The following is a 13643-nucleotide window of genomic DNA, read 5'->3' as shown; positions in this document are numbered from 1 at the left end:
GCGATGACCGCAAGCCAAGATTTCGTCGTCAAGGATCTGAGCCTGGCCGACTGGGGCCGCAAGGAACTCGACATTGCTGAAACCGAAATGCCGGGCCTGATGGCCGCGCGCGCGGAATTTGGCAAGTCGCAGCCGCTGAAGGGCGCACGCATTTCCGGTTCGCTGCACATGACCATTCAGACGGCCGTTCTGATCGAGACGCTCAAGGCCCTCGGCGCCGATGTGCGCTGGGCTTCGTGCAACATTTTCTCGACGCAGGACCATGCCGCCGCTGCAATTGCTGCAACCGGCACCCCGGTTTTCGCCATTAAGGGCGAAACCCTTGAAGAATACTGGACCTATACCGACCAGATCTTCCAGTGGCCGGATGGCCAGCCGTCCAACATGATCCTCGACGATGGCGGCGACGCCACCATGTACATCCTCATCGGCGCACGCGCTGAAGCTGGTGAAGACGTTCTGACGAACCCGGGTTCGGAAGAAGAGGAAGTTCTCTTCGCGCAGATCAAGAAGCGCATGGCTGCGACGCCGGGCTTCTTCACGAAGCAGCGCGATGCCATCAAGGGCGTGACGGAAGAAACCACCACGGGCGTCAATCGTCTGTACCAGCTGCAGAAGAAGGGTCTCCTGCCCTTCCCGGCCATCAACGTCAATGACAGCGTCACCAAGTCGAAGTTCGACAACAAGTATGGCTGCAAGGAATCGCTGGTCGACGGTATCCGTCGCGGCACCGACGTGATGATGGCTGGCAAGGTCGCCGTCGTCTGCGGTTACGGCGATGTTGGCAAAGGCTCCGCCCAGTCGCTGGCCGGCGCTGGCGCACGCGTCAAGGTGACGGAAGTCGATCCGATCTGCGCCCTTCAGGCCGCCATGGACGGCTTTGAAGTCGTAACGCTCAGCGATGCTGCTCCGACCGCCGATATCGTGATCACCACGACCGGCAACAAGGACGTCATCACGCTGGACGACATGCGCAAGATGAAAGACATGTGCATCGTCGGCAATATCGGTCACTTCGACAACGAAATTCAGATTGCCGCTCTGCGCAATCTGAAGTGGACCAACGTCAAGCCGCAGGTCGATCTGATCGAGTTCCCGGATGGCAAGCGCCTGATCCTTCTCTCGGAAGGCCGCCTGCTCAATCTCGGCAACGCAACCGGCCATCCGAGCTTCGTGATGTCGGCTTCCTTCACCAACCAGGTGCTGGCCCAGATCGAGCTCTACACGCGTCCGGAAGCCTACAAGAACGAAGTCTATGTTCTGCCGAAGCATCTCGACGAGAAGGTCGCACGCCTGCATCTCGACAAGCTGGGTGCGAAGCTGACTGTGCTTTCTGAGGAACAGGCTGCGTATATCGGCGTCACTCCACAGGGCCCGTACAAGTCCGAACACTACAGATATTAACCATAGGTTAAGCATTCTACTACATGTTGAGATCGGGCAGTTGACAAGCTGTCCGATCTTTCTTTTTGCGCGCGACACGCTTCACGTGGATTCGTCGGAAGGGTATTGTGAAGACGAATCAAAAGCATTCCCGGCAAAAGTGTATTGCGGTTTTGGCGGTCGGGTATGCGAAGAAACAATGTGTTTTGGCGGGTGTTCGCGTAGTGCGTTTTTTGCCGGTTTCGGCGGGAAGCGACTGGTCGCTTCGTCCCTGAAACACGTTTGGCTATCGGGCACTGTGGCGGTGCGTGATGGCCAATCGAGACGTTGAAGTGTTGAAATACGGGTGCGCGTCCGTTTTTACGGGTTGTGCAGTCGGGTGGCGGAGAAAAGGGAAACATGCCAGAAGTCGGCTTACCGGATCAGGCCCGGGGCAATTCCACAATCGGAAAAGGCAGAAGCCTGACGGTTGCCCTCGCTTGTATTACAAAGCCGCTTCGGCAGGTCGTTTTGAAGGCGACCGTGTCGGTTTCCGCCGTTCTTGCCGCAATGCCTGCTTTCGCGCAGGGCGCTGATGGCGCGCGCATCGAGCTGCCTTTTGGCGGCGGCAGCGTCGGCGCTTTCGAAGTTATCCAGTTTTCCATGTTTGTCGGCGCCATGGGCGCGGCGCTGCTTTCCGCAGGCTGGCTCATTCGTGAGCGTTCGCGCGCTGCCAATGAAAACAAGGACCTGCGTTCAAAACTTTCCGATCTGAGCCTCACTGCGCAGCGCAACGAAGCGCTTCTCAATCTCAAGGATCAGCGGATCGTCGTCTGGGACGGTCATACGGTGCGGGCCGATGTGGTCGGGCAATTGCCGGATGAAAGCGGTGCGCCGCAGGATCGTTCGGCATTTCTGGCTTTCGGCCGCTGGCTGCGCCCGCAATCGGTGACGGCACTGGAACGCGCCGTCGCGTCGCTGCGCGAACATGCGCGCACCTTCGATCTGACGGTCGAAACCAATAATGGCACGCTGCTTGATGTTTATGGCCGCACGTCCGGCGGTCTGGCCGTCGCCCGCTTCTTCAGCCTGCAAGGCGTTCAGGCGGAACGCGCCGCACTTCAGGCGCAGAACCGCGAATTGTCGGAACGGGTTGAACTCCTGCGCCGCCTGTTGGAACGCATCGAGCAACCGGTCTGGGTTCGCGATGGCAATGGCCGCATCGAATGGGTCAATCAGGCCTATGCGCGTGCGGTGGATATGCCCGATACCAGCCAGGCGATCGCGGAAGGCCGTGAGCTTTTCGGCGCGCAGGCGCGGATCCGCCTGGAGCGGGATCGTTTTGCCGAGCCGGTTCTGCATGAGCAATTGCCGACAGTTGTGCGCGGCGATCGCCGAATTTTCGATGTGACCGATGTGAGCGCCGAGGGCGGTTCCGCCGGTCTCGGCTTTGATCTGAGCGAAGTCGAGCAGGTGCGCGAAGAACTGAGCCGCACGCTGAAAAGCCACGCTGAAACACTGGATCAGCTCTCCACGGCCGTGGCGATTTTCGATCCGGAGATGAAGCTCCAGTTCTTCAATCAGGCCTTTGCGAAGCTCTGGTCGCTCGATACGGCTTGGCTGGAAACCCAGCCGAGCAACACCTTGCTCTTCGACCGCCTGCGGTCCGAAGGCAAGCTGCCGGAACAGCCGGAATGGCGCAAATGGAAGGACGGCATGCTGTCCGCCTATCGCGCTGTCGAGCCGCAGGAGCATATGTGGCATCTGCCGGATACGCGCACGATGCGTGTGGTGGCAAATCCGCATCCGCAAGGAGGCGTGACCTGGTTCTTCGAGAATATGACAGAAAAGTTCGAACTCGAAGGCCGCTACAACACGCTGATCAAGGTTCAGGGCGAAACGCTGGATCATCTGGCTGAGGCCGTGGCGGTGTTCGGCTCCGATGGCCGCATGCGCCTTTCCAATCCGTCCTTTGCGGATCTGTGGTCATTGCCTGCTGCCATGGTCGTGGTGGGCACGCATATCTCCACGATTTCAAAGCTTTGCCGCGAACGCGGCGGAAGTGGTCTCTGGGACGATTTCGTGTCCTCGGTGACCGGTTTCCTCGACCAGCGTGACGGTCGCATGGGGCAGGTGGAGCTGGATGACGGTGTGATCCTGTCCTTCGCCGTGGTGCCGTTGCCCAAGGGGCAGACCATGCTCACCTTCATCGATGTGACCGATACGGTGCGCGTTGAGCGTGCCCTGAAGGAAAAGAACGAAGCGCTGGAACTGGCCGACCAGATCAAGAACGATTTCGTGCAGCACGTCTCCTACGAGCTGCGTTCGCCGCTGACCAACATTATCGGCTTTACCGAACTGCTGCAGACCCCGTCCTTCGGCTCGCTCAACGAGCGTCAGGTCGAATATCTGGAGCATATCAGCACGTCTTCCTCGGTCCTGCTGACCATTGTGAACGATATTCTCGATCTCGCGACCGTTGATGCCGGCATCATGGAGCTGGACATCGGCGATGTTTCGGTGGTGGAAGCGATTTCCGCTGCTGCTTCGCGGGTGAGCGAACGTCTGCGCGACCATGATATCGGCCTTGATGTCGATATTGCCGACGATGTCGATGTATTCAAGGCGGATGCCAATCGCGTGCGTCAGGTGCTTTTCAACCTTCTGTCCAACGCGACGAATTACGCGCCGGAAGGCTCGACTGTCACGTTGCAGGTTGCCCGTGAAGGGTCCGAAGTGGTCTTCTCTGTTCATGATGACGGGCATGGTATGCCGCCGGAAGTTCTGGACACTGTCTTCAAGCGCTTCCAGTCCTACCCCAATGGCGGGCGCAAGCGCGGTGCCGGGCTTGGTCTTGCTATCGTGAAAAGCTTCGTGGAGCTGCATGGCGGCAAGGTCGATATCGAGACCGGCGCGGGCAGGGGAACGACCGTCATCTGCCGCTTCCCGTCGGAGACACGCAGCTTCCGTGTTGCTGCCGAATAAGGTAAACGGTGCTAGGCTCAGGACTGACTAATTTGATGGAAATGGCACCTGAAATGACAAGAGTTGCCAGGAGAGATGTGAAGAACGGGGCGGTTCCCCCGGTCAAGCAGCTCGACGCAGCAGATCGCCAGTCATTTCGGTGTCCGAAGGATGTGGTCCATTCGCCCGGCTACATCGTCGAAAAGGCTAGAAAATGAACCACATTTCCTTCGCCTTTTCTCCGCGTATCCGAACGGATGGCCTCACACCATTTGCACCAAATTAGCCGGTCCTGAGCCTATGAGCGCCCAAACACAGATTCTCGAATCCTACCTGCCCGATGAAGCCGCCACACTCCGGTTTGGCGAGGACTTCGCTCTTGCTCTGCAAAAGGGCGATCTGGTCACGCTTTCCGGCGATCTGGGGGCGGGGAAGTCGTCGCTGGCACGCGCAATAATCCGCGCCATTGCTGACGATCCGGGGCTGGAAGTGCCAAGCCCGACCTTCACGTTGGTGCAGAGCTACGATGCGCTTCGTTTACCGGTCGCTCATGCCGATCTTTATCGCCTGTCGTCGGGAGAAGAACTCGACGAGCTGGGACTGGTCGAATTTCTGGATGATGGTGTTGTGCTTTCCGAATGGCCGGAACGCGGCGAGGGCTTTTTGCCCGAAGCGAATTTCTCGGTCACGCTTTCGCATGAAGGGGCAGGGCGGCGCATCGCCATTACCGGGCCGCAGGCGGCGATCAGCCGTCTGGAGCGTTCGCTGGCCATTCGCGCTTTCCTTGACCGTTACGACCGGCAGGGTGCCGAGCGGCGTTATCTGCAAGGCGATGCATCTCCGCGCAAATATGAAACGATCCGCACTGCGCATGGCGTCGAAATTCTCATGAATGCGCCGCAGATGCCCTATGATCCGCCGTTGCGTGACGGCAAGACCTATCGGCAGATTGCGCATCTGGCCGAAAATATCCTGGCTTTCGCGGCCATTGACGGGCTTCTGGCCGCGCATGGTTTTCGTGTGCCGGACATGCGCGCCGCTGATCTGGATGCAGGTTTTCTGGTTCTGGAAAATCTGGGCGTAGAGGGCATGCGTGCTGAATCCGGTGAGCCGGTGGCGGAACGCTACGAGGCGGCAGGGCGCTTTCTCGCGCATGTGCATGGTGTGGACTGGCCGAACCGCGTGCCGCTCGATGGCTACGCCTATCACCTGATTGCGCCTTTCGACCGTGATGCCATGATGATTGAGGTGAGCCTTGTCGGGCAGTGGTATGCGCCGCGCATGATGGGGCGGCAACTGACCGACGCTGAAAAGCAGGCTTACGAAGCCGCGTGGGACAGGGTGATTGTCGATATCGCTGATGTCGAACAGAGCCTTTTGCTGCGCGATTATCATTCGCCGAACCTGTTCTGGTTTCCGGAAGCCGAAGGCAAGGACAGGATCGGAACCATCGATTTTCAGGACGCGATGATCGGTCCCGCTGCATATGATGTGGCCTCGCTGGCGCTCGACGCGCGCGTGACGATCTCCGTCGAACTGGAGCAGGCGGTCGTGGCGGCTTATTGTGAGGAGCGCCGTCGCCTCGGCCATGCTTTCGACGAAGCTCTGTTCCGCAAGGCCTATGCGGCCATGGGCGCGCAACGCAATGCCAAGCTGCTCGGACTCTTTGTGCGGCTTGATGAGCGCGACGGCAAACCGGCTTATCTCAACCATCTGCCGCGCATCCATGATTATCTCGGGCGTGTGCTTGTTCATCCGGTCATGGCGCCCGTGGCGGCATGGTTCCGCGAATTGGGGTTGATGCAGGAAGGGTTCGTGCGCAATGAAAATGCCTGAGACGGCCATGGTTCTGGCGGCGGGGCTTGGCAAGCGTATGCGCCCCATCACCGAGACAATTCCAAAGCCGCTGGTCAAAGTCGCGGGAAAGCCACTGATCGACTGGGGTCTGGACGCGCTGGAAGCTGTTGGCGTGCCCAACGCGGTGGTAAATGTCCATTATTTAGCCGACCAACTGGATACCTATCTCGCTGACCGCGCGGAGCCGCATATCGTCATTTCCGACGAGCGTGATCTGCTGCTCGATTCCGCAGGCGGTATCGTAAAGGCATTGCCACAGCTGGGAACGTCTCCGTTCTATCTTCTGAACGCCGATACATTCTGGGTGGGTGATACAGCGAAGCCCAATCTTACGGCTTTAGGCGAAGCCTGGGACGATACCTGCATGGATATCCTGCTGATGACGGCGGGGCTTGATCAGGCCACTGGTTTCGAAGGGAAGGGCGATTTCGTCGCCGATGATGCAGGCCGTTTGCGCCGTGCTCGCGATGTGCCCGGAACGCCGCTGATCTATGCCGGGGCTGGTATCATTCACCCGCGCATTTTTGCAGGTGCAACGCCTGAAGTGGCGTCGCTCAATCGATATTTCGATAAGGCCATCGCTGAAGGCCGTCTTTATGGTATGCCCATGGTGGGGCATTGGCTGACGGTCGGAACGCCAGAGGCCATAGCGCAAGCGGAGGCCGCACTTTCCGCACTGGTTTGAGCCAAGGTAATTGATGAAGGAGAGAAACAGCATGAGCAAAACAAAGCCAAGGCTGTTTTCCATTCCTTCCGGAACGCCCTTCCTGCCAGCCTTTGCCAAGGCCCTGCTTGAGGGAAGGCTGATCGAAGGTTTTCCCGGCAATCCAGCAGATCCTCTGGCACTGGCCAGCGCAACCATTTACGTTCCGACGCGTCGTGCAGCGCGTGCTCTGCGATCTGTTATCGTCGATATGAATCCGGCTAAGAGCGCTATTTTGCCAGCGATACGACCGCTGGGCGATGTGGATGAGGACGCGGCTTTTTTCAATGCTGGGGCGGCGGGCGTGTTCGACCTCAACCCGCCAATTGCAAAGGCCGAGCGGCTTTTGCTGCTGGCGCGTCTGATCCGTCCATGGCGTGAATCCCTGCCTGCCCATGTGCGTGCGCTGTTCGGCGTTGACGATGTATCGGTTCCGGCCACGACCGCCGATGCCATCTGGCTGGCCCGCGATCTGGCCGGGCTGATGGATCAGGTGGAAACCGATGGCGCGAAATGGAGTGAACTTGCCACGATCGCGCCGGACGATCTTGCCGACTGGTGGCGGGTGACGCTCGGTTTCCTCGATATCGTCACCAAGCTGTGGCCCGATATTCTGGCCGAGCGCAAGCTGTCCAATCCGGCAGCACACCGCAACGAGTTGATCTGGGGTGAGGTGGCGCGCCTGCGCGATAACCCACCTCCGGGGCCGGTCATCGCCGCTGGTTCAACGGGTTCCATTCCGGCCACCGCCGAACTGGTTTCCGTTATCGCCCATCTGCCGAATGGCGCAGTCGTTCTGCCGGGGCTTGATCGTGATCTGGACGATGATGCGTGGAAAATGCTGGGCGAGGCCGAGGACAATCCCTCGACCTTCGGACATCCGCAATATGGCCTGCACAAGTTGCTGCGTGCTATCGGGACTCTTCGCGAAGATGTCGAGCATATTGAGGATATGCCGACGCATGATCCCGAAAAGTTGACAGACTTTTCGGATGAGATCATGCGCAAGAAAAAATCGAAGCGTGTTCTGGAACGCGTTGTGAGTGAAGCGCTGCGGCCGGCGGAAACGACTGATGCGTGGGGTGCGCTCAGCCAACACCCGGATATGCAGCCGGATGTTCTTCTGGCTTCGGCCCACAAAATCGACCTCATTGAGGCGGCAAACGAACGCGAGGAAGCCCTGTCGGTGGCGCTGGCGCTGCGCAATGCCATTCACGAGGAGGGCAAGATCGCGGCGCTGGTGACGGCGGATCGCAATCTGGCGCGGCGCGTGGTTGGCGAACTGGCGCGTTTCGGCATTGATGCCGATGATTCCGGCGGGCGGCATTTGCGCGATGTAGAGACCTCGACGCTTCTGCGCCTGACGGTCGAAACGGTGTTCAATCCCGGCGATCCGGTGGCCTTGCTGGCGCTGGTGAAGCACCCTTTGCTGCGGCTGGAAACACCGCGCATCGACCGGCGTCTGGCTGGCGAAACGCTGGAGCTTGTTGCCTTTCGCGGCGGCACGGGCCGCGCTTCGGTCACTGATCTGCCAGCTTTTTTCGATCGACGACTGGAAGAAAGCGCCAACCAGTCCTGGCGTCCGGCATGGCACGACAGTATCACGCCGGAGATGATCGCCGCCGCGCGCGGTCTTTGCGAAAACCTGTCCCAGGCTGTTGCGCCGTTGGCGCCTTTCGCGACAACAAGCCGACGAACCAATATTGCTGAGATAGCACGGGCAACAGCTGAAGCCATTGAGAACATGGCGCGCGATGAAAACGGCAGTGTCGCGGCCTTCTATTCCGGTGAGCGCGGCGAAAAGGTTGCCTCCTTCCTGCGCGGTCTGGTTTCGAGCGAGTCGGAACTGGATTTCGAAGCCAGCGAATGGCCTGCAATTCTGGATGCACTGATGGCTGGCGAAACGGTCAAGCCGCATCCGGGCGGTCATCCGCGCGTCTTCGTCTGGGGTGCGCTCGAAGCGCGGCTGCAGACGGTCGACACGGTGGTGATCGGCGGTCTGAACGAAGGCAGCTGGCCTGCCAAGACCCGCAACGATCCCTTCATGTCGCGCCCGATGAAAGCGATGATCGCGCTTGATCCGCCAGAGCGGCGCACGGGCCTTGCCGCGCATGATTTCCAAATGGCGCTTGGCATGGACCATGTGGTGCTGTCGCGCTCGCAGCGTTCCGACAACGCACCAACGGTGACATCGCGCTGGTTGCAGCGGCTGGAAACTGTGCTGGGTGCGGATGTGACAAAGGAAATGCGCCAGCGTGGCCAGCGTTTCCTGCACTGGTCGCGGGAGATTGATCGTGCACCGGATGTACCTTTCGTCAAGAGGCCTGAGCCTGCGCCGCCGGTTGCAGCGCGGCCCAAACATTTCTCCGTCACGGAAGTGGAAACACTGCGTCGCGATCCTTACGCGATTTTCGCCAAGAAAATTCTCAAGCTGCGTCCGCTGGAGCCATTGATTCGTGATCCGGCGGCGGCGGAACGCGGCACGCTGTTCCATGACATTCTTGGACATTTCACGCAGGAAAATATCGATCCGCTGGCTCCCGATGCCGCCGAGCGTTTGATGGAACTGGGGCGCATCCTGTTTGCCGATATGGATTTGCCGACCGAGATCGAAGCCGTCTGGTGGCCGCGTTTCACGGCGCTGATCCCCCAGTTTCTCGAATGGGAGCGGGAGCGCGCCTATAATGTACAGACACGGTTTGCGGAAATCGCCTCGGATAAACGGGAGATCGAAAACCTTGGTATCACCCTTTCAGGCCGCGCTGACCGTATCGATCTGATGCGGGACGGCACCGCGGATATCATCGACTATAAAACCGGCTCTACGCCTTCGCCGCGTCAGGCGCATGTCCTCCTGTCGCCGCAGCTGGCGCTGGAGGCTGCTCTTCTGGTGCGCGGCGCATTCCGCGAGGTGGGCTCTGTTCGGGCGTCGGATCTCACCTATGTGCGGCTTCGTGCCGGGGGCGAGGTGAAACCGGAATCCATCTTGAAGATCAGCAGACCGCCATCGGAAAAAACCGCACCCGCTTTGGGTGAAGAAGCGTGGCAACGCCTTGCGCAATTGCTTGCTGAATATCAGAAGCCGGATAAGGGTTATCTTTCGCGCGCGCTACCGTTCCGTGAAACTGAGCTGACGGGCGACTATGATCACCTTGCACGTGTGCTGGAATGGTCCGCTGGCGGCGATGCCGGTGGGGAGGGCGGCGAATGAAGAAGAAACTCTATATCCCGCCGGAAACCATCGACGCACAGACACGGGCAGCCGATCCCGCCGCCTCTGTCTGGGTGTCGGCCAACGCCGGATCTGGAAAGACGCATGTTCTGACCGAACGCGTTATCCGCCTGTTGCTCGAAGGGACCGATCCCTCGAAAATTCTCTGCCTCACCTATACGAAGGCTGCGGCAGCCGTGATGCAGAACCGTGTTTTTGCGCGTCTGTCGGAATGGGCGGTGCTGCCGGATAGTGAACTGGCCGAGCGGTTGAAATCGCTTGAAGGTCGCAGGCCGGGCGCTCCCCGTCTCGCGGTGGCACGGCGGCTGTTCGCCCGCGCACTGGAAACGCCGGGCGGCCTGAAAATTCAGACCATCCACGCGTTTTGCGAAGCCATCCTGCATCAGTTTCCACTTGAGGCGAATATCGCCGGTCATTTCGAGATGATGGACGACCTGATGCAGGCAGCACTCGTGGGCGAAGCACGGCGTCAGCTGCTCGAAACCGCGCATGGCGGCGGCGATACGGATATTGCAGCGGCCTTTGCCGATGTCTTGCAGGCATCAGGCGAAATGGGGCTGCAGTCGCTGCTGGACGAGGCTGTAAACCGGCGTAACGGCCTACAGCGCTATATCGCCGAGTTGGGCGTCGCCGAAACGCGTGTCGAGACTCTGCATCGCGCCTTTGGCTTCGATCCGGATGAGCGCGAAAGCGATATTCTGGCTGAACTCTGGCCGGTCCCTGAATTTTCCGATGACGCGCTCGATCTCATTCTTTCGATCCAGAAGGGTGCGGCGCGTGCGCATGATTTTGCGCTACAGCTGAAGCGCTACGACAAAGTGAGCGCCGCCCGTGACCGCGAGGCCGTGCTGCGCGCTGCATTTCTGAAAAGCACCGGAGAGCCGAAATCAGGTGGCTATGTCGGTTCGGCGGCAGTGAAGAAACTGCTGCCGGAATTCGAGGAGGCGTTCGATGGCGCTGCTGCCCGTGTTGAAATGGGGCTCGACCGGCTGAAGGAATTGCGTCTCGTGCGGCTCAATCTGGCTGCGCTGACGCTGATCGATGATCTCCTGCAACGCTATCATGATCTCAAGCGCAAGCGCGGCCTGCTCGACTTTGAAGATCTGATCACGCGAACCGTGGCGCTGCTCGCCCGCGATGGGGCAGGGCAGTGGGTGCAGTACAAGCTTGATCGCGGCATCGATCATATCCTCGTTGATGAAGCGCAGGATACCAGCCCCGACCAGTGGCAGGTCATTCGCATGCTGTCGGAGGAGTTTTTTGCCGGTCTCGGCCAGCGCAATCTGCAACGCACGCTGTTTGCCGTCGGCGACGAAAAGCAGTCGATCTATTCGTTCCAGGGGGCCGTGCCGGAGGATTTTGCCGCGCAGGGCCGCTCAGTCAGTCTTCGCGCAGGCGATGCCGATCTGAAATTCGAGCGCGTCAGTCTCAACTTCTCGTTCCGCTCGGCTCCTGATGTGTTGCAGGCGGTGGATGAAGTGTTTGCAAGACCGGAAGCCAATCGTGGGCTTGCGGGCGCTACGGTCCACGATGCCATTCGCGCCGACGCGCCAGGCGAAGTGGAAATCTGGGATATGTTGACGCCGGAAGCGGTGGAAGAGCCGGATGACTGGCGCGTGCCTGTCGATCATCTTGCGGCACCCGCCGTGCGACTGGCCGAACAGATCGCCGCCACCATTCGCTACTGGCTGGATAGAGGCGAACCCATACCGGGTCAGAACCGGCGCATCGCGCCGCGTGATATCATGGTGCTGGTGCGCAAGCGTGATCAGTTCATGCCTGCCTTGTCACGGGCGCTGAAGAACCTTGGCGTGCCTGTGGCCGGTGCGGACCGTCTGCGCCTCACCAGCCATATCGCCATTCAGGATCTGATGGCGCTCGGGCGTTTCGTTTTGCAGCCCTCGGATGATCTTTCGCTGGCTTCGCTTCTCAAAAGCCCGCTCTTCGGCTGGGATGATGACAGGCTGTTTGCGCTCGCTTATCCGCGTGGGTCAGGCTCGACGCTGTTCGAGCATCTCTATCGCGTCTCGCGTGACGATGAGGCGCTTGGCGCGATCCACAAGACCTTGAGCCGCTGGCGCGGCATGGCCGACACGATGCCAGTTTTCGAGTTCTATGCGCGCATTCTAAGCGCCGACGGCGCGCGCCGAAAGCTTCTGGCGCGGCTTGGGCCGGAAGCGGGCGACATTATCGACGAGTTTCAAAACTACGCGCTTTCTGCCGAGCGTGCGGGTCTGCCGGGCTTGCAGGCTTTCCTTGAAACGCTGGATGCAGCCTCGCCGGAAATCAAACGTGAGCTGGATCAGGGCCGCAACGAAGTGCGCCTCATGACGGTCCACGCGGCCAAAGGCCTTGAGGGTGCGGTGGTGTTTCTGGTTGATCCCGGCAGCGCCGTCTGGACCGGAAGCCGTGCGCCAAAGCTGATCCCCTATGATCTGCCGAACGATGGTGCGCCAGTGAAAGGCTATCTCTGGCAGCCGAATGGCGGGTGGCAGACCGGCTTTACCGCTTCACGTGTCGAAGAGCTGAAAGTCCGCGCTGAGGAAGAATATCGCCGCCTGCTTTATGTCGGCATGACGCGCGCCGAAGACCGCCTCATCATCTGTGGCTATCGCGGCACGCGCGAGAGCGGTGAGACATGGCACCGGCTTGCCGAGGACGCGCTTGCCATCAAATCCGAGACCTTCGTGCATCCCGTGCAAGGTGTCGCCGCCCGGCGCTACCGCAACACGCCACGCGGATTGACGGAAATTATCGAGCCGGATCAGGCAAAGGCGACCCCATTGCCCGATCTGCCGCCGGAATATCTGCTGCCGGTGAAGCCCGAAGCGGGTCTCCCGCGTCCTCTTGCGCCTTCTGGTGCATCAGCATTGATCGAGGCGGATGAAGAGCCGCCGCTTGACGTCAGCTCGCCTGTGCTCGGGGATATCGTCGGTGACGGTGCGCCCGGCTTTGCCTTGCGACGCGGCACGGCCATCCACATGCTGCTGCAATATCTGCCTGAAGTTCCGGAGGGAGAGCGGGAAAAGCTGGCGGAAGATTATCTCGCCCGGATAGCGGGTGACTGGCCGGAGGCCGAGCGCCACAATGCCGTTCTGAGCGTGAAGGCTATACTGGGTGATCAGCGATTTGCACCGGTTTTCGCGTCTGGTTCCCGTGGCGAAGTTGCAATCATGGGCACGATCAATCTTGGCGGGCGCGATCATGCCGTGTCCGGTCAGGTCGATCGTATCAGTGTTGACGAGACCCGCGTGCTCGTCGTCGACTATAAGACCAACAGGCCGCCGCCAAAGACCGTCGAGGCGGTTCCATTTGCCTATCGTGCACAGCTCGCACTTTATAAGGCGCTGCTGGAGCCGCTCTATCCGGGGCGGGTCGTGGAAACAGCATTGCTTTTTACCGAGGGACCGTTCCTTTTGCCGCTGTCTGATACTGTGCTTGATGAAGCCATGCAGGCGCTGAAAGACTCTCAAGGAAAGTTCAATAACTAGAACTTGACGGATGGCAGCAGACACGCCACATGAT

6 protein-coding genes are annotated in these 13643 nt (G+C 59.9%); all 6 read left to right on the top strand.

Going from position 1 to position 13643, the window contains the following annotated elements:
* Positions 1-3 precede the first annotated feature (3 nt).
* Entirely contained in the window at positions 4-1404 is a 1401-nt protein-coding gene (gene ahcY, locus FHW00_RS01535; protein WP_078337654.1) for an adenosylhomocysteinase, read from the top strand.
* Between the two features lie 528 nt (positions 1405-1932).
* Positions 1933-4347 carry a PAS-domain containing protein gene (locus FHW00_RS01530; RefSeq protein WP_445558197.1) on the top strand — a complete coding sequence of 805 codons (2415 nt, stop codon included), beginning with the start codon at positions 1933-1935 and terminating at the stop codon, positions 4345-4347.
* A gap of 279 nt (positions 4348-4626) precedes the next feature.
* The gene (gene tsaE, locus FHW00_RS01525; RefSeq protein ID WP_078337655.1) at positions 4627-6162 is read left to right on the top strand and encodes a tRNA (adenosine(37)-N6)-threonylcarbamoyltransferase complex ATPase subunit type 1 TsaE; all 1536 of its coding nucleotides are present in this window, start codon (positions 4627-4629) and stop codon (positions 6160-6162) included.
* Entirely contained in the window at positions 6149-6868 is a 720-nt protein-coding gene (locus tag FHW00_RS01520; RefSeq protein WP_078337656.1) for a nucleotidyltransferase family protein, read from the top strand. The genes tsaE and FHW00_RS01520 overlap by 14 nt, the downstream gene beginning before the upstream one ends.
* 31 nt (positions 6869-6899) lie before the next feature.
* A complete protein-coding gene (gene addB, locus FHW00_RS01515; protein WP_078337657.1) occupies positions 6900-10097 on the top strand; it encodes a double-strand break repair protein AddB in 3198 nt (1065 codons plus the stop codon).
* Complete coding sequence (addA, locus tag FHW00_RS01510; RefSeq protein WP_078337658.1) at positions 10094-13609, top strand: double-strand break repair helicase AddA; 3516 nt, start codon at positions 10094-10096, stop codon at positions 13607-13609. Before addB ends, addA begins: the two co-directional genes overlap by 4 nt.
* Positions 13610-13643: the final 34 nt, after the last annotated feature.

It is taken from the genome of Ochrobactrum sp. P6BSIII, from assembly GCF_014138065.1.
GTDB lineage: Bacteria > Pseudomonadota > Alphaproteobacteria > Rhizobiales > Rhizobiaceae > Brucella.
Note: the sequence above shows the minus strand (reverse complement) of the source record. Positions and strands in the feature narration are given on the sequence as shown.